The sequence below is a fragment of the Paracoccus sulfuroxidans genome (genome assembly GCF_007830335.1).
Taxonomy (GTDB): Bacteria; Pseudomonadota; Alphaproteobacteria; order Rhodobacterales; family Rhodobacteraceae; genus Paracoccus; species Paracoccus sulfuroxidans.
In genome coordinates this window covers 315,253-331,642 of sequence record NZ_VLKU01000003.1, presented here as the reverse complement: position 1 = coordinate 331,642, position 16,390 = coordinate 315,253, and the positions used below count along the sequence as shown (strand labels likewise).

Here is a 16,390-nt window from a genome sequence, read left to right as displayed (position 1 = left end):
CTTTGGGTGAAGACTCACCCATGCGTGACGGGGCAATGTGTGAATATCTACCCATTCCGGCCCGACGCCGCGATTTTTCCCCGTGCTCACGGCACGCAGCATTTGCCCCGACCGACCCTGATCGCGACGATTTATCTGCCGCGCGACAAAAAGGCGCGTGCTGACAAGAAATCCGGGGAGGAACCATGTCACTGTCGAAAACCATCGGCGCGCTCAGCGCCGCGCTTCTGCTGTCGGCGCCCGCCTTTGCCGAGGGCTATCCCGAGCGCCAGATCACCATGGTCGTGCCCTTTGCCGCCGGCGGCCCGACCGATACGGTCGCGCGTCTGGTCGCTGAAAAGATGTCGGGCGATCTGGGCCAGCAGATCATCGTCGAAAACGTCGGCGGCGCGGGCGGTAGCCTTGGCGCGGGTCAGGTCGCGAAGGCCGATCCCGATGGCTACACCGTGCTTTTGCATCACATCGGCATGGCCACCGCCGCGACGCTTTACCGCAAGCTCGCCTATGACACGCTGAACGCCTTCGAATATGTGGGCCTGGTGACCGAAGTGCCGATGGTCATGGTCGCCCGCAAGGATTTCGAGCCCGCCGATTTCCCCGCCTTCATCGAATATGTCAAAGGCAATGCCGACAAGATCACCATGGCCAATGCCGGGATCGGCGCGGCCTCGCATCTGTGCGGCATGCTGTTCCAGTCGGCCATCGACACGCAGCTGGTGACCGTCCCCTACAAGGGCACCGGCCCCGCGATGACCGATCTTCTGGGCGGTCAGGTCGACATCATGTGCGACCAGACCACCAACACCACCCAGCAGATCAAGGGCGGCACGATCAAGGCCTATGCCACCACCACGCCCGAACGTCTGGCGATCTTCCCCGACCTGCCCACCGCCGAGGAAGCGGGCCTGCCGGGCTTCGAGGTCTCGATCTGGCACGGCATCTATGCGCCGAAGGGCACCCCCGCCGAGGTGACCGAGCGTCTGTCGAAGGCGCTGCAGGTGGCGCTGGCCGATGAGGGCGTCGCGAAAGCCATGGCCGATCTTGGCACCGCGCCCTCGCCTGCCGAGGATGCGACCCCGGCCGCGCTGAAGGAAAAGCTGGAAACCGAGATCGCGCGCTGGAAGCCCGTGATCGAAGCCGCCGGCGTCTACGCCGACTGATCCGTGAACCCCGGCCCCGGGCGCGTCCACGCGCGGCCCGGGGCACATCCATCCGGAGGGATCATGTCCAACCAAAATACCGATACGACCGAGGTCGCCGCCGGGGTCATGCTGATCCTGATTGCGGTCTTCTTCGGCTGGCAGACGCTGGATCTGGAGGTCGGCACCTCGCTGCGCATGGGTCCGGGTTATTTCCCGATGATCCTGTCGGGCCTTTTGCTGATCCTTGGCATCATCGTGCTGCTGAGCGCCTTTCGCCAGAAGGGTGAGCCCTTTGGCCGGGTCGCCTGGCGCGGCCTTTTGTTCATCCTGCCCGCGCCGGTGTTCTTCGGCCTGACCGTGCGCGGTCTGGGCTTCGTGCCGTCGCTGTTCATCACCACGCTGATCGCGGCGCAGGCCTCGGTCAAGATGCGCCCGCTGCCCGCGCTGATCCTTGCGGTCGCGGTCACCGTGTTTTCGACCTTCGTTTTCAGCTATGCCCTTGGCCTGCCCTTCCGGCGCTTCGGCCCCTGGCTGCCGCTGTAGGGGGGCATCATGGAACTTCTGTCAAATCTGGGCTTGGGCTTTTCGGTCGCGGGCTCATTCGCGAACCTCGCCTTCTGCCTGATCGGCGCAATCCTTGGCACGCTGATCGGCGTGCTGCCGGGCATCGGCGCGACCGCCACCATCGCCATGCTGCTGCCGATCACCTTCCAGCTGGAGCCGGTCAGCTCGCTCATCATGCTGGCGGGCATCTATTACGGCGCGCAATACGGCGGCTCGACCACCGCGATCCTGATCAACATGCCGGGCGAAAGCTCGTCCGCCGTCACCGCCATCGACGGCTACCAGATGGCCCGCAAGGGCCGTGCGGGTGCGGCGCTGGCGATCTGCGCAATCGGGTCGTTCTTCGCAGGCACGGTCTCGACCTTCCTTGTCGCGATCTTCGCGCCATGGCTGACCGAACAGGCGCTGAAATTCGGCGCGGCTGAATATTTCAGCCTGATGGTGCTGGGCCTCGTCATGTCGGTGGTGCTGGCCCATGGCTCGATCGTCAAGGCGCTGGCCATGGTCGTCCTGGGCCTGCTCTTGGGCGTGGTGGGGACCGATATCTATACCGGCACCCCGCGCTTCACCATGGGCATCACCGAATATGCCGACGGGCTGAACTTCGTCGCGCTGGCGGTGGGCGTCTTCGGCATTGCCGAGATCCTGCGCAACCTTGAAGACGAATCCGAGACGCGCGAGGTGATGACCGCAAGCGTCCGTAACCTCTGGCCCACGCGTGAAGATTTCCGGGCCATGGTCGGCCCGGTGCTGCGCGGTACCGGCATCGGCTCACTTCTGGGCATCCTGCCGGGCGGGGGCGCGATCCTTGCCTCCTTCGCCTCTTACACGATGGAAAAGAAGATCTCGAAGAACCCGCAAGAGTTCGGCAAGGGTGCCATCGCGGGTGTGGCGGGGCCGGAAAGCGCCAATAATGCGGGCGCGCAGACCAGCTTCATTCCACTCCTGACTTTGGGCATTCCGGCGAACCCGGTGATGGCGCTGATGATCGGGGCGATGATCATTCAGGGCATCGTCCCCGGACCCAGCGTGGTGACCGACCAGCCGGAACTGTTCTGGGGCATCATCGCCTCGATGTGGATCGGCAACCTGATGCTGGTGGTGCTGAACCTGCCCTTGATCGGGCTTTGGGTGAAGCTGCTGACCGTGCCCTATTACATCCTGTTCCCGATCATCATGGCCATGTGCTCGATCGGGGTCTATTCGGTCGCGTCGAACACCTTCGACCTCTATGCCGTCGCCTTCTTCGGGCTGCTTGGCTATCTGATGTCGAAGCTGCGGTTCGAGCCTGCGCCGCTGCTGCTGGGCTTTGTGCTTGGCCCGCTGCTGGAGGAAAACCTGCGCCGCGCCATGATCCTGTCGCGCGGCGATGCCACCACCTTCGTCACCCGCCCGATCAGCCTGACGCTGCTTCTGATGTCGCTGGGCGTGCTGGTGCTGGTGCTGCTGCCCGCGATCCGCAAAGGCCGCGATGAGGTCTTTGTCGAAAGCGAAGGTTGAGACCGGAAAGGGGCGCCGCAGGGTGCCCCTTTTTGACACTGCAACGATAACGGGAGGACTACCCATGACGATCAAACTGACCCGCCGTCTGCTTCTGGGCGCGACGCTGGCGCTTGGCTTTGCCGGTGCGGCGCTGGCCGAATTCCCCGACCGCCCGGTGACGCTGGTCATTCCCTTCGCCGCCGGAGGCTCGACCGATGTGGTCGGCCGCATCGTCGCCGACAAGATGAGCGCGGCCCTTGGCCAGCAGGTCATCGTCCAGAACGTCGGCGGCGCGGGCGGCAGCCTGGGGGCCGGTCAGGTCGCCAAGGCCGATCCCGATGGCTATACGATCCTGATGGGCACGGTCGCGACCCATGCGCTGAACCCGCTGATCCTGAAGCAGAAACCCTATGATCCGGTGGCCGATTTCGCGCCCGTCTCGCTTCTGGTGCTGGTGCCGAACGTGCTGGCGGTGAACCCGGAACTGCCCGTCAACAATGTGCAGGAGCTGATCGATCTGGCGAAGAAGGAACCGCTGTCCTATGCCTCGTCGGGCAATGGCACGCCGCTGCATCTGTCCGGCGCGCTCTTCAATTCGATGGCCGGGATTGAGATCACCCATATCCCCTACAAGGGCTCGGGTCCGGCGCTGACCGACGTGCTGGGCAATCAGGTGCCGATCATCTTCGACAACCTGCCCTCGACCTCGGGGCATCTGAAATCGGGCAAGCTGAAGGCGCTTGGGGTGACGACCGCCGAACGCGCGCCCTCGTTCCCCGATATCCCGGCCATCGCCGAGACCCTGCCCGGCTATGAGACCTACAGCTGGAACGCCCTTTTTGCGCCCGCAGGCACCCCGCCCGAGGTGGTGACGAAGCTGAATGAGGCCGCCAAGACCGCCATGGCCGACCCTGACGTCATCAAGCAGATGGACGGTTTCTCGACCACCATCGTCGCCTCCTCGCCCGAGGAACTGGCCGAGCATGTGAAGGCCGAGATGGCGAAATGGGAACCGGTCGTGCGTGAGGCGAATGTCTCGCTGGACTGAGGCTTCCGCGAACTGACAGGATGCGGGCCCCGATCGGGGCCCGTTTCACCTAATTCGTCCGGTGGCGGTTGCGGAAGGGCAAGGGCATGACCGGAACCCCGTCCTCGATCAGCTTGCGGGCGTCATCCGGGCGCGCCTCTCCGTGAATGGCACGCTCGGGCGTGAGGCCCTCGTGCATGGCCCGGGCCTCGGCGGCGAAGGACATGCCGACGTAATCGGAATTCGCCTCGATCTCGCGCCGCATCTTCTCGATCTCCTGCTCGCGCGGGTCGGTGGGCGTGTGCAGGTCCGGGCGCGCGTCGCGCGAGGTCGCAACATTGGGCGCCATCAGCACTTTCTCGATCTCGGTCGATCCGCAGATGCTGCAGGTCACCTGCCCCGCCGCCCTCTGGCTGTCATAGCCCTCGGATGAGCGGAACCAGCCCTCGAACTGATGGCTCTGGTTGCAGCGAAGTGAATAGCGGATCATCTGAGCGATCTCCTTTTCACTAAGTAATATCGGGGTTTGCAGCCTTGGTTACAAGTTTCCCGCGCGCCAGTTCGACGATTGTCGCGACCAGCGGACGCGGGTCGCCCGCGCGCTCCAGCAGCACCCGGCGCGCGACCTCGCCCATCTGGCGCTGGCGGGTGGGATCAAGAAGACCCGTCACCCCCGCCGCCAGGGTTTCAGGCGTGCAGCCCAGACTGCCACCGGCGCTGTCGAGCCCGGCATAGTCCTCGGCGAAATTCGCGACATCGGGGCCGTGCAGGATGGCGCAGCGATGCGCCGCAGGCTCCCATGGCGTATGGCCGCCGCGATCGGTGAACGAGCCTCCGGTGATGCAGATCCCCGCCGCATCATACCAGCGCCCCATTTCGTTCAGCGTATCGGCCAGCAGCACCGGCGCATCCTCGGGCCCCGCCCCTTGCGAGCGGCGCGCATGTTGAAGCCCCCGTTCGGCCAGAAGCGCCGCCACCGCATCGCCGCGCGCCGGATGGCGGGGCGCAAGGATGAAGCTCAGGTCCGGGCAAGCCATCCGCGCCGCCAGATAGGCGTCGATCATCAGCCCATCCTCGCCCTCGTGGGTCGAGGCGGCCAGCAGCACCCGTTCGCGTCCCGGTTCGGGTTGCGGGCGAAGCTGCGCCGGGCCCAGCAGCTTCAGGTTCAGCCGCCCCAGAAGCGCCTCGGGCGGAAGGCCCAGCGCAATGAGCCGCATCTCGGTCGCGCCGTCCTGCGCCGACAGCGCGTCGATGCGCGCGAGCATCGGCCGGATCAGCCCCGAAAGCCGCCCCCAGCGGGCCGCCGAGCGTGCCGACATGCGCGCCCCCACGACGACATTGGCGATGCCATAGCTTGCCAGCAGGCGCGAGCGGTTGGGCCACAGCTCATTTTCGACGGTGACCGCGACCGAGGGCTGCACCTCATCCAGAAAGCGCCGGATTGCGCCCGGCACGTCCAGCGGCGCAAGCCGTGCGGGAAAGCCCAGCGATTCCGCCAATGCGCGCCCGGTCACGCTGTTCGTGGTCACGGTGACGGGCAGATGCCGGGCCAGCGCCTCGGCCAGCGCGCGGGCCGAGTTCAACTCTCCGACGCTGGCGGCATGCAGCCAGACGCCGCCGCTGGTGACCTGCGGCGGGTCCAGCGCCAGCCGCTGCCGGAAGCCCGGCGTCCCGACCACTCCCGCCGCCCGCAGCAGCACGCTCGCGATTTCGGTCAGGCCGCGATAGATCACGGCGCGGGTCCGAATGTCGGGTCGGGGCAGGTCAGCGGCAATCCTCCGGAAACTCCTTCACCCGAAGGATAGCCGCGCTTGCGGTCGGGTACAATTCAGAGGGCCGCCTGCGCCGCCTGCCGGATGGCGCGGATGTTTTCGCCGTAAGGCTCGGCGTTCGAGACCGAGCCGCCCTTGAACACGGCCGAGCCCGCGACCAGCACATCCGCCCCAGCTGCCGCGACCAGAGGCGCGGTGACCGGATCGACGCCGCCGTCGATCTCGATATGCACGGGGCGGTCGCCGATCATCTGGCGCAGCTTGCGGATCTTGCCGGTCATGTCGATGAACTTCTGCCCGCCGAAACCGGGGTTCACGGTCATCACGCAGACCAGATCGGCCAGATCCAGCACATGCTCGACCGCCTCCGCCGGCGTGCCGGGGTTCAGCGCCACACCCGCCTTCTTGCCGGTCGCGCGGATCGCCTGCAGGGTGCGGTGGATATGGGGCCCCGCCTCGACATGCGCGGTGATCAGGTCCGCGCCCGCCTCGGCATAGGCTTCGATGAAGGGATCGACGGGCGCGATCATCAGATGCACGTCCATGAAGGTGTTGACGTGCTTGCGGAAGGCCTTCACCGCGGGCGGGCCGAAGGTCAGATTCGGCACGAAATGCCCGTCCATGACATCGACATGCACCCAATCGGCGCCCTGATCCTCGACCGCGCGGATCTCGCGCCCGAAATCGGCGAAATCGGCGGAAAGGATCGACGGGGCAATCTTGATGCTGCGGTCAAACGTCATGGCTGGGTCCTTTTCCTGCAAAGCCGTCGGCACTTGCCTGTTCGGGCCGGATGGCGCGGGCAGGCGGATCTCTGCCCCCGATATGGTTGATTGCGGCGTGGCGTCAACCACCTGCGGGCACTCGCAGGCGTCAGGCGCGGCGCGAAGCCCCGACCAGCCGCGCCACCAGCGGCGTCAGGATCAGCTGCATGGCCAGATCCATCTTGGGTCCGGGGATGACGATGGAATTGGCCCGCGTCATCCACGACCCCTGAATCATCTGCGTGAGGTAAGGGAAGTCGATGCCGCGCGGGTTCTTGAAGCGGATCACCACCAGACTTTCATCCGGCGTCGGAATCCAGCGGGCCACGAACGGGTTCGAGGTGTCGACCACCGGCACGCGCTGGAAGTTGATGTCGGTCTCGGTGAATTGCGGGCAGATCACATGCACATAGTCATGCATGCGGCGCAGGATGGTGTCCGTCACGGCCTCGGTCGAATAGCCCCGGCTGGAGCGGTCGCGGTGGATCTTCTGGATCCATTCCAGATTGATGACCGGCACGACGCCGATCTTCAGATCGGCATAGCCCGCGATGTCGATATCCTCGGTGCGCACCGCGCCATGCAGCCCCTCATAGAACAGAAGGTCCGATCCGGGTTCCAGATCGACCCAATCGGTGAAGGTGCCGGGCTCAACGCCCAGGGCCTGCGCCTCTTGGTCGCTGTGGATATAGCGGCGCTTCTTGCCGGTGCCGGTGCGGCCATAGGTGCGGAAGGTCTCTTCCAGCTTCTTCAGCTCATTCGCGTCAATCGAGAAATGGCTGAAAGTGTGGTCGCCCATCTCGGCCCGGCGCGCCAGTTCGGCCTTCATCTCGGCCCGTTCGAAACGGTGGAAGGCGTCCCCCTCCAGCGAGGCGGCCACCACCCCTTCGCGCCGGAAGATCTGGTCGAAGGTGTTCTTGATCGTCGTGGTCCCCGCCCCCGACGATCCGGTGACCGAGATGATGGGATATTTCTTGCTCATGCGTCGTCCTTCAGGCCCTGAACAGGCCGCGCTTGCCGAAGAGGGCCGAAACTTCCGCCTCGGGCAGGTCGTGATAGGCGGCCACGCGCGCCACCTTGTCGGCCGAGCCGAAGACGATGGGGCTGCGTTGGTCAAAGGCGCTTGCGCTGGCCGACAGGATCGGCTCGCTTCCGTCGGTCGCTAGGCCGCCCGCCTGCTCCATCAGCATGGCGATGGGGGCGCATTCGTAAAGCATGCGCAGCCTGCCCCGCTCATACCCTTTCCGGGCGTCCTCGGGGTAAAGATAGACGCCGCCCTGATGCAGGATGCGATGCGCCTCGGCCACCAGAGACGAGGTCCAGCGCATGTTGAAGTTTTCCTCGCTGGGGCCTTCGGCTCCGGCAAGGCAATCGTCGATGAAAGCGCGGATCGGCTGCGGCCAATGGCGATAGTTCGAGGAATTGATAGCAAACTCGGGCGAGCATTCGACCACGCGCACCTCGGGTTGCGCCAGCCGGAAAGCGCCGCTGTCGGGGTCCAGCGCATAGGCCTGAACGCCGTCACCGCAGCTGAGCATCATCGTGCAGCGCGGCCCATAGATCACGAACCCCGCCGCGATCTGGTCCCGCAGAAGGCGCAGGAAACTGTCCTCGGCCGTGGCAGCGGCAGGATAAACCGAAAAGAGCGTGCCGATGGGCAGGTTCGTGTCGATGCGCGACGCCCCGTCCAGCGGGTTGATCGCAATGGCGATCTGCCCCTTGCGGTCCAGTTCGGTCACCTGATGACCATTGGCCGAGGCCAGCCAGCGCACGCCGCAGCCAGCCAGCGCCTGCCGGAACATGGCATCCGCCGCGCCGCCCAGCGTCTTCGGCCCGGCCTCGGCGAAGGGGCCGCGCCTGATCAGCTCGGCCAGCTTTGCCGAGGCGCCAGCCAGCGCCTGAAGTGCCATTTGCAGGCGGTCGGGGATCCGGCCGTCATCGATGATTGCGCTCATCCACTCCTCGGCATTCGTAAAATTTCGCGGACGTTGACATGCCAGTATTTTCAGTAACATTTAAAAAAATCTAATTCAAATTCAGGAAATCAGAATGTCGCGATTTGACGCACTGACTTTGCGGCATCTTCGCGCACTGCGAGCGGTAACAGAGCATGGCTCGCTGACCGCTGCGGCCACCTACCTTGGTCTGAGCCCGCCTGCCGTCCACGCCCAGTTGCGCGCGCTGGAGGATCTGATCGGCGCGCCTCTGGTTCTGCGGGCCGAGCATGGCGCATTCATCCCCACGCAGGAAGGTCGGGCCGTGCTGGAGGCGCAGACCCAGATCGCCGTCGCGCTGGACAGCTGCGAGCGGCGGGTGGCGGCGCTTCAGGCCGGGCATGCGGGCAGCGTCGTGCTGGGCGTGGTCACCACCGGCATCTATTTCGCCGCACAGCTGGTCGCGCTGCTGGGCCGGGCCTTCCCCGACATCGACGTCACCCTGCGGGTCGAGGGGCGCGAGGCGATGGTCGCCGCGCTTTCCTCGCATGAGGTCGATCTGGCCATCATGGGCCGCCCGCCGCGCAGGCCCGCCGTCGAGGCCGCGCCCATCGGCCCGCATCCGCATGTGCTGATCGCGCCGCCCGATCACCCGCTGGCGCAGGCCGATCCGGTCATGCCCGCCGATCTGCTGGCGCAGACCTTCCTTGCGCGCGAAACCGGCTCGGGCACGCGGATCCTGATGACGCGCTATCTGGACCGCATCGGCGAGGGCACACCCTGGCGGATGATCGAGATGGGCTCGAACGAGACGATCAAGCAGGCGGTCATCGCGGGTCTGGGGATCGCGCTGATCTCGCAGCACACGGTTGCCCAAGAGCTGCGCAGCGGCCAGCTGGTCATGCTGAAAAGCATCGGCCTGCCGATCCTGCGCAGCTGGTTCCTGATCCGCCCGCAGGACGCGGCCATCTCGGCGGCGGTGCAGCGCATCCACGACCATGTGCTGGCGCTGAACGGCAGTTTCCTGCCCGCGCCGCCCTGCTGAGAGCCCCTTGGGCTTTCCCGCCAAGCTCCTATATAATGTGACCAAAGCGCGCCCGATCCTTGTCGGCGCGCGCATTTCATTTCCGAAGGACTGACGATGACCGAAGCCAAGACCGTCGTGTGGGACGATGTCGTCCTGCCGTTTCAGCTTGATCGCTCGGGCGTTCGGGGGCGCGTTGCGCGCCTTGGGCCCGTGCTTGAACATATCCTGTCGCGCCATGACTATCCGGTGGCGGTCAGCGCCATGGTGGCCGAACTGACCACGCTGGCGGCGCTGATCGGCCCGATGGTCAAGCTGCGCTGGAAACTGAGCCTGCAGGTGCGCGGCAATGGTGCGATCCGCACCGTGGCCACAGATTTCTACGCCCCCGAGACCGAGGGCGGCCCTGCCCGCATGCGCTCTTGGGCGAGCTTAGATGCCGACCGTCTGGCAGACGACATCCCCGCCTTCCGCCAGCTGGGCGAGGGCTATTTCGCCGTGCTGATCGATCAGGGCGAGGGCATGGCCCCCTATCAGGGCATGACGCCGCTGACCGGGGATTCGCTTTCCGCCTGCGCCGAGACCTATTTCGAGCAGTCCGAGCAGCTTCCGACCCGCTTCCAGCTGACCATCGGCCAGACCCGCCTGCCGGGCAGCCCCGAGGAGAAATGGCGCGCGGGCGGCGTGATGCTACAGACCCTGCCCGCCAAGCCCCATGTGCCCACCGTCGAAACCGACGTGCCGCTGGAGACCGCCGACATCCTGCAGGGTGCGGAATCCGAGGATTGGAACCGCGCGAACATGCTGCTCTCGACCGTCGAGGACATCGAGGTCGTGGACGCCGCCCTGCCGCTGCCGAACCTGCTGATCCGCCTGTTCCACGAGGAAGAGCCGCGCGTCTTCGACGCCCAGCCCATCGTCTTCGGCTGCAGCTGCGACGCCGACCGGGTGCGCGGGACGCTGGCGATCTATTCGGCCAAGGACATCACGCATATGACAACGCCCGAGGGCATCGTCACCGCCGATTGCCAGTTCTGCGGCGCGCATTACGAGTTCGACCCGCGCAGCCTCGGGTTCGAGGCGACCATCGACGCGGACGGCAACCCTCTGCCCGAACGCGCCCAGAAAGGTGCGGCGGCGCACTGACATGACAGATGCTCAGGCGACCCATATCCGAGACCGCCTGACCGCGGCCCTGTCTGGTAAGACGGGGCCGTCTTCTGACTTTGACCTAGACCCCAACCCGCCCATGCTGGACGGCGAGTTGCGCCCCGCAGGCGTGCTGGCGGGCTTTGACGCGCGGGACGGGAAACTGATCCTGACCAAGCGCTCCAGCAGCCTGCGCCATCATCCGGGCCAGATCTCGCTGCCCGGTGGCCGGGTCGATCCGGGTGATGCCGATGTCACCGCCGCCGCCCTGCGCGAGGCGCATGAGGAAATCAGCCTGCCCTCGGATCAGGTCGAGGTGCTGGGGCAATTGCCCGCGCATCACACCGTCACGGGCTTTGCCATGACCCCGGTCATCGCGCTGATCCACGGCCCCTTCACCCCCATCCCCGAACCGGGCGAGGTCGAGGAGGTCTTCACCGTCCCCTTCGCCCATATCACCGACCTTGCCAGCTTCCGCATCGAGCGGCGGCAATGGCGCGGCACCTGGCGCTCCTATTATGTCGCGCCATGGGGGCCCTATTACATCTGGGGTGCCACCGCGCGGGTGCTGCATGCGCTGGCCCGCAGGATGGCTGAATGACGCAGATTCTGGCCGATTTCCTGTCGGACGCCTCGGCCCAGCGGGTGCTGGGCCTGCTGACGCAAGCGGGCCATCAGGCGCTGGTCGTGGGCGGCGCGGTGCGCAATGCGCTGCTGCAGATGCCCGCCACGGATGTCGACATCGCCACCGCCGCCCGCCCCCCGCAGGTGATCGCGCTGGCCGAGGCCGCCGGGCTGAAAGCCGTCCCCACGGGCATCGAGCATGGCACCGTCACCATCATCGCCGAGGGCCGCCCCTTCGAGATCACCACCTTCCGCCGCGATGTCGAGACCGACGGGCGGCGGGCGGTCGTCGCCTTCTCGGACCGGATCGAGGATGACGCGCTGCGCCGCGACTTCACCATGAACGCGCTTTACGCCACACCCGGGGGCGAGGTCATCGACCTTGTGGGCGGGCTTCAGGACATCGCCGCCCGCAGGCTGCGCTTCGTGGGCACGCCCGCCGCCCGCATCCGCGAGGATTACCTGCGCATCCTGCGCTTCTTCCGCTTCCACGCCTGGTACGGCCAGCCCGGACTTGCCGATCCCGAGGCGCTGGACGCTTGCGCCGCGCTGGCGGGGGGGCTTGGCCAGATCTCGAAAGAGCGGATCGGGCATGAGATGCAGAAGCTTCTGGCCGCGCCCGATCCGACCGATGCCCTGCGGCTGATGCAGGACAGCGGCGTGCTGGCGCAGATCCTGCCCGGTGCCGATGCTTCCGCGATCCCGGCGCTGATCCGCGCCGAGGCAGACGCCGGGACCCGGCCCGATGGCGATGGCGGCTGGCTGCGGCGGCTGGCGCTGCTGGGTGCCGCGCATCCGCTCGAGGACCTGCGGCTGGGCAAGTCGCAGGACCGCTACCTTCAAGATCTGCACAAGGCCGCAGACTGGTCCCCCGACCGCGCCGCCTACCGGCTTGGCGCATCTGCCGCGCGCGACGCGGCGCTTTTGGGCCTTGCTTCCGGCAAGACCCCTTCACCCGATTGGCCCGCCGCAATCGCGCGCGCGGCCGGATCGTCATTTCCGCTGAAGTCAGCAGATCTCATGCCAGAGCTTGAAGGCGCCGCCCTTGGTCGCGCGCTTCGAGCCGCCGAGGATCACTGGATCGACAGCGGCTTCACCGCCCCGAAATCCGAGCTGATCCGCCTTGCGCGTGGCCTTTCGGAACCAAATCCCGGGCGGTCAGTTCAAGGCTAAGCATGCATAATTTTTTCTCCAGACTCATTGACGCGTTCCGGCCAGCCGATGGCCCCCCTCCGCGGACGCTTCTTGCCTTCTTCCGCTGGTGCCTGTCGGGTGCCTGGGGCGGGCTTACGATCGCGGCCATCGCATCGGCGCTGGCGGGGATCGCCGACATCATCTCGGCGGTGATGCTGGGCAAGGTGATCGACGCCGTCGTCAGCACCTCGCCCGAGGCCATCCTGTCGGAAAAGGGCGCGCTGATCGCCGGGTTCGTGATCTTCTTCCTGATCATCCGACCGGCGATCTTCGGGCTCTCGACCGCCTCCTCCAGCGTCATCATCGGGCCGAACCTGTTCCCGCTGGTGCTCTCGCGCCTGCACCGCTGGACGATGGGGCATTCGGTCACCTTCTTCGACAATGATTTCGCGGGCCGCATCGCCCAGAAACAGACCCAGACCGCGCGCGCCGTCACCGATGTCGCAACCGAATTCGTGAACGTGGTGGCCTTCGCGCTGGCCTCGATCCTGGGTTCGGCGGCCTTCCTGGTCTCGGTCGATGGCTGGGGCGCGGTCGCGATGATCGTCTGGCTGCTCAGCTATTTCGTGCTGATCCGCTTCTTCCTGCCGAAGATCCGCTCACGCTCGAAGCAGCGTGCCTCGGCGCGCGCGATGGTCACGGGTCAGGTCGTCGACACGATCACCAACATCAAGACCGTGAAGCTTTTCGCCCATGCCGAGCATGAGGACCGCGCCGCGCTTGGTGCCATGGCGGGCTTTCGCGAACGCGCGCTGGACTTTGGCCGCGTCAGCACCTGGTTCCGCTTTTCGCTGATGTTCGTCGCAGGCGCGCTGCCGGTCGTGCTGATCGGCGGCACGCTGCTTTTGTGGCGCGACGGTCTGGCGACGGCGGGTGACATCGCGGCGGCCGGTGCAATCTCGATGCGTCTGAGCCAGATGACGGGCTGGGTCAGCATGGCGCTGATGGGCGTCTGGGGCTCGGTCGGCGAGGTCGAGGATGGCATGCAGACCCTCTCGCCCCCGCATGCCCTGACCGATGCGCCCGATGCGCTGGTGCTGGGCCGGGTCGAGGGGCGCGTTGATTTTGACCATGTTGATTTCGCCTATGGCCGCGACGAAGGCGGCATCCGCGATCTGGGCCTGCATGTCCATGCGGGTGAGAAAATCGGTATCGTCGGCGCGTCCGGCGCGGGCAAGTCGACGATGGTCGCGCTGCTTTTGCGCCTTTATGACGTCGAAAAAGGTGCGGTGCGGATCGATGGCCATGACGTGCGGCAGGTCACGCAGGAAAGCCTGCGCCGCAACATCGCCATGGTCACGCAGGAAACCGCGATGTTCAACCGCTCGGCACGGGACAATATCCTTTACGGTCGCCCCGATGCCACGGATGAGGATATTTTCGCCGCCGCCCGCGCGGCCGAGGCGCATGACTTCATCCTGACCCTGCGCGACCACATGGGCCGGACCGGCTATGACGCGCATCTGGGCGAACGTGGCGTCAAGCTGTCGGGCGGCCAGCGCCAGCGCATCGCGCTGGCCCGCGCGCTGCTGAAGGACGCCCCGATCCTGGTGCTGGACGAGGCCACCAGTGCGCTTGACAGCGAGGTCGAGGCGCAGGTGCAAGAGGCGCTGCATCGCGCCATGCGTGGCAAGACGGTGCTGGCGATTGCCCATCGCCTGTCCACCATCGCCGAGCTGGACCGGATCATCGTGCTGGAGGGTGGGCGCATCGTCGAAGAGGGCAGCCATGCCCAGCTTCTGGCCCGCGACGGCACCTATGCGCGCTACTGGAACCGCCAGTCGGGCGGCTTCCTGGGGGTCGAGGACGACGAGGACAGCGCGAAGACCGAGGCGGCCGAGTGACGCTCTGGTCGGTCGAACGTCTGGGGCGGCGCGGCGACGGCGTGGCGCTGGATGCGCAGGGCAACCGCGCGCTGGCCGCGCTGACCCTGCCGGGCGAGGAAATCGAGGGCGAGGCGGTCGATGGCCGCATTGCTGCGCCGCGCATCCTGACCCCATCACCCACGCGCATCCGCCCGCCCTGCCCGCATTACCGCGCCTGCGGCGGCTGCTCGCTGATGCATGGGACCGAGGATTTCGTGACCGCCTGGAAGGTCGGCGTCGTGACCGAGGCGCTGCGCGCGCAGGGTCTGTCGGCCCCGGTGTCCGAGGTTCATGTCTCGCCCCCACGTTCGCGCAGGCGGGCGGTCCTGTCGGGCAAGCGGACCAAGAAGGGCGCGCTGCTGGGCTTTCACGCCCGCGCCTCCGAGATCATCGCCGATCTGAGCGATTGCATGGTCCTGCGTCCGGCGATCGTCGCGGCCTTCCCGCTGCTGCGTCGGATCGTCGTTGCAGGCGCCTCGCGTCAGGCGGAACTGACGCTGACGGTGACCGAAACCCCGGCAGGGCTTGATCTGGCCGTGCGCGGCGGCAAGCCGATGTCGCCGGAGCTTCTTCAGACATTGGCGGCGCTGGCTGATGAGGGCGATCTGGCGCGGCTGGACTGGGACGGAGAGGCGATCACCCGCCGCCCGCCCGCGCTGCCCATGGGCCGCGCGCAGGTGGTCCCGCCGCCCGCCGCCTTCCTGCAGGCCACAGCCGAGGGCGAGGCTGCGCTGGTCCGTGCCGTGCGCCAGTTCGTCGGCGATGCGCCCCGCGTGCTGGACCTCTTCTCGGGCATCGGCACCTTCACCCTGCCGCTTGCCGAAACGGCCGAGGTGCATGCCGTCGAAGGGCTGGCCGCGCCGCTGAAAGCACTCGATTCGGCCTGGCGGCATACGGCGGGCCTGCACCGAATCTCGACCGAGGTTCGCGACCTTGCGCGCCGCCCCTTGCAGCCGGACGAGCTGACCTATCACGCCATTGTGATCGACCCGCCGCGCACTGGTGCCGAGGCGCAGGCCGCCCAGATCGCGCAGTCGAAGGTTCCAGTGCTGGCCTGGGTCAGCTGCGATCCCGTGACTTTCGCCCGAGATGCGCGGATTCTGGCCGACAACGGCTATGAAATTGCAGAGCTAATCGTGATCGATCAGTTCCGCTGGTCGCCCCATGTCGAAACAATAGCAAAAATCCGCCGACGCTAGCGAAATTTTAACCTCTGTGCTATTTCTTGGGGAAAGCAGAAACGCAAACGCGTGGGCAGAGGGCAGTCATGATAAGGGCATTTCGCGCATTGATCGCGGTGGTTGGTGTTGCCGTAGTGGCAAGCTGCGGCAGCGGCGACAGCGGCATGAACCAACCGGTCAACAAGTTCCGCAGCTATGACGGCCCGCCGGTAACGCAGATCGTCGTGAAGAAATCGGATCGCAAGCTGTATCTGATCAGCGACAAGTCGGTGCTGAAGACCTATCAGATCAACCTCGGCAACCAACCCGTTGGAACCAAACGGTTCGAAGGCGATGGCAAGACACCCGAGGGGATGTTCTTCATCGACCGCTTCAACCCGCAAAGCCGTTATCACCTGTCGGTCGGGATCTCTTACCCCCGGGCGGAAGACGTGGCCTTCGCGGCGGCCTCGGGCCGTCGTCCGGGTGGTGATATCTTCATCCACGGCCTCGGCCCCGAGGGGCGCGCGATCAACCGTGCCGACTGGACCGCCGGTTGCATCGCCGTCAACGACCAGGAAATCGAAGAGATTTTCGCCATGGTCCGTCCGGGCGTACCGATTTTCATCTATCCGTGACGGCAGGCGGCACAAGGCCGCACGCCTGACAGATAAAGGAAGGCGGGCCGC

The 16,390-nt window shown here is 66.2% G+C and carries 16 protein-coding genes; 11 read left to right on the top strand and 5 right to left on the bottom strand.

The genetic code is table 11. The features are described 5' to 3' along the window. Positions 1-185 precede the first annotated feature (185 nt). The 4 genes from IQ24_RS06430 to IQ24_RS06415 all read left to right on the top strand — a co-directional run bounded on the left by IQ24_RS06430 (position 186) and on the right by IQ24_RS06415 (position 4,236). Entirely contained in the window at positions 186-1,160 is a 975-nt protein-coding gene (locus IQ24_RS06430; RefSeq protein ID WP_145396984.1) for a tripartite tricarboxylate transporter substrate binding protein BugD, read from the top strand. A gap of 63 nt (positions 1,161-1,223) precedes the next feature. After that, a complete protein-coding gene (locus IQ24_RS06425) occupies positions 1,224-1,685 on the top strand; it encodes a tripartite tricarboxylate transporter TctB family protein (RefSeq protein WP_145396983.1) in 462 nt (153 codons plus the stop codon). A gap of 9 nt (positions 1,686-1,694) precedes the next feature. Beyond that, positions 1,695-3,206, top strand: coding sequence for a tripartite tricarboxylate transporter permease (locus tag IQ24_RS06420; RefSeq protein ID WP_145396982.1), 1,512 nt, complete (start codon positions 1,695-1,697; stop codon positions 3,204-3,206). A 64-nt stretch (positions 3,207-3,270) separates the two neighbouring features. Continuing rightward, the gene (locus tag IQ24_RS06415) at positions 3,271-4,236 is read left to right on the top strand and encodes a Bug family tripartite tricarboxylate transporter substrate binding protein (RefSeq protein ID WP_145396981.1); all 966 of its coding nucleotides are present in this window, start codon (positions 3,271-3,273) and stop codon (positions 4,234-4,236) included. 49 nt (positions 4,237-4,285) lie between these two features. Here the strand turns inward: IQ24_RS06415 and IQ24_RS06410 are convergent, their stop codons facing one another. The 5 genes from IQ24_RS06410 to IQ24_RS06390 all read right to left on the bottom strand — a co-directional run bounded on the left by IQ24_RS06410 (position 4,286) and on the right by IQ24_RS06390 (position 8,706). Further along, complete coding sequence (locus IQ24_RS06410; protein ID WP_145396980.1) at positions 4,286-4,705, bottom strand: DUF1178 family protein; 420 nt, start codon at positions 4,703-4,705, stop codon at positions 4,286-4,288. 19 nt (positions 4,706-4,724) lie between these two features. After that, positions 4,725-5,948: a 3-deoxy-D-manno-octulosonic acid transferase gene (locus IQ24_RS06405; protein WP_145396979.1), complete on the bottom strand. Its 1,224-nt coding sequence runs from the start codon at positions 5,946-5,948 to the stop codon at positions 4,725-4,727. Between the two features lie 95 nt (positions 5,949-6,043). After that, on the bottom strand, positions 6,044-6,730 hold the full coding sequence (gene rpe, locus IQ24_RS06400) for a ribulose-phosphate 3-epimerase (protein WP_145396978.1): 687 nt from the start codon (positions 6,728-6,730) through the stop codon (positions 6,044-6,046). A 130-nt stretch (positions 6,731-6,860) separates the two neighbouring features. Then, positions 6,861-7,733 (bottom strand): phosphoribulokinase, encoded by an 873-nt coding sequence (locus IQ24_RS06395; protein WP_145396977.1) that lies wholly within the window; start codon positions 7,731-7,733, stop codon positions 6,861-6,863. A gap of 10 nt (positions 7,734-7,743) precedes the next feature. Beyond that, on the bottom strand, positions 7,744-8,706 hold the full coding sequence (locus tag IQ24_RS06390; RefSeq protein ID WP_145396976.1) for a class 1 fructose-bisphosphatase: 963 nt from the start codon (positions 8,704-8,706) through the stop codon (positions 7,744-7,746). Between the two features lie 94 nt (positions 8,707-8,800). On the opposite strand from IQ24_RS06390, the gene cbbR reads away from it, so the two are divergent. From cbbR to IQ24_RS06355, 7 genes are all read left to right on the top strand, one after another. After that, complete coding sequence (cbbR, locus tag IQ24_RS06385; RefSeq protein ID WP_145396975.1) at positions 8,801-9,730, top strand: LysR family regulator CbbR; 930 nt, start codon at positions 8,801-8,803, stop codon at positions 9,728-9,730. 96 nt (positions 9,731-9,826) lie between these two features. Then, complete coding sequence (gene hslO / locus IQ24_RS06380; RefSeq protein WP_145396974.1) at positions 9,827-10,855, top strand: Hsp33 family molecular chaperone HslO; 1,029 nt, start codon at positions 9,827-9,829, stop codon at positions 10,853-10,855. Position 10,856: 1 nt separating this feature from the next. Next, positions 10,857-11,459, top strand: coding sequence for an NUDIX hydrolase (locus IQ24_RS06375; protein WP_145396973.1), 603 nt, complete (start codon positions 10,857-10,859; stop codon positions 11,457-11,459). Next, entirely contained in the window at positions 11,456-12,655 is a 1,200-nt protein-coding gene (locus IQ24_RS06370; protein WP_145396972.1) for a CCA tRNA nucleotidyltransferase, read from the top strand. The genes IQ24_RS06375 and IQ24_RS06370 overlap by 4 nt, the downstream gene beginning before the upstream one ends. Before the next feature lie 2 nt (positions 12,656-12,657). After that, positions 12,658-14,520 (top strand): ABC transporter ATP-binding protein, encoded by a 1,863-nt coding sequence (locus IQ24_RS06365; RefSeq protein ID WP_145396971.1) that lies wholly within the window; start codon positions 12,658-12,660, stop codon positions 14,518-14,520. Further along, positions 14,517-15,740 (top strand): class I SAM-dependent RNA methyltransferase, encoded by a 1,224-nt coding sequence (locus IQ24_RS06360; protein ID WP_145396970.1) that lies wholly within the window; start codon positions 14,517-14,519, stop codon positions 15,738-15,740. Before IQ24_RS06365 ends, IQ24_RS06360 begins: the two co-directional genes overlap by 4 nt. A 68-nt stretch (positions 15,741-15,808) precedes the next feature. Further along, the gene (locus IQ24_RS06355; protein WP_145396969.1) at positions 15,809-16,339 is read left to right on the top strand and encodes a L,D-transpeptidase family protein; all 531 of its coding nucleotides are present in this window, start codon (positions 15,809-15,811) and stop codon (positions 16,337-16,339) included. Positions 16,340-16,390 lie beyond the last annotated feature (51 nt).

Coding starts and splice junctions, on each gene's coding strand:
- IQ24_RS06365 (WP_145396971.1), top strand. CDS start 12,658: ATGCATAATTTTTTCTCCAGACTCATTGACGCGTTCCGGCCAGCCGAT.
- IQ24_RS06430 (WP_145396984.1), top strand. CDS start 186: ATGTCACTGTCGAAAACCATCGGCGCGCTCAGCGCCGCGCTTCTGCTG.
- IQ24_RS06425 (WP_145396983.1), top strand. CDS start 1,224: ATGTCCAACCAAAATACCGATACGACCGAGGTCGCCGCCGGGGTCATG.
- IQ24_RS06375 (WP_145396973.1), top strand. CDS start 10,857: ATGACAGATGCTCAGGCGACCCATATCCGAGACCGCCTGACCGCGGCC.
- cbbR (WP_145396975.1), top strand. CDS start 8,801: ATGTCGCGATTTGACGCACTGACTTTGCGGCATCTTCGCGCACTGCGA.
- IQ24_RS06415 (WP_145396981.1), top strand. CDS start 3,271: ATGACGATCAAACTGACCCGCCGTCTGCTTCTGGGCGCGACGCTGGCG.
- IQ24_RS06420 (WP_145396982.1), top strand. CDS start 1,695: ATGGAACTTCTGTCAAATCTGGGCTTGGGCTTTTCGGTCGCGGGCTCA.
- IQ24_RS06390 (WP_145396976.1), bottom strand. CDS start 8,706: ATGAGCGCAATCATCGATGACGGCCGGATCCCCGACCGCCTGCAAATG.
- hslO (WP_145396974.1), top strand. CDS start 9,827: ATGACCGAAGCCAAGACCGTCGTGTGGGACGATGTCGTCCTGCCGTTT.
- IQ24_RS06395 (WP_145396977.1), bottom strand. CDS start 7,733: ATGAGCAAGAAATATCCCATCATCTCGGTCACCGGATCGTCGGGGGCG.
- IQ24_RS06410 (WP_145396980.1), bottom strand. CDS start 4,705: ATGATCCGCTATTCACTTCGCTGCAACCAGAGCCATCAGTTCGAGGGC.
- IQ24_RS06370 (WP_145396972.1), top strand. CDS start 11,456: ATGACGCAGATTCTGGCCGATTTCCTGTCGGACGCCTCGGCCCAGCGG.
- IQ24_RS06355 (WP_145396969.1), top strand. CDS start 15,809: ATGATAAGGGCATTTCGCGCATTGATCGCGGTGGTTGGTGTTGCCGTA.
- rpe (WP_145396978.1), bottom strand. CDS start 6,730: ATGACGTTTGACCGCAGCATCAAGATTGCCCCGTCGATCCTTTCCGCC.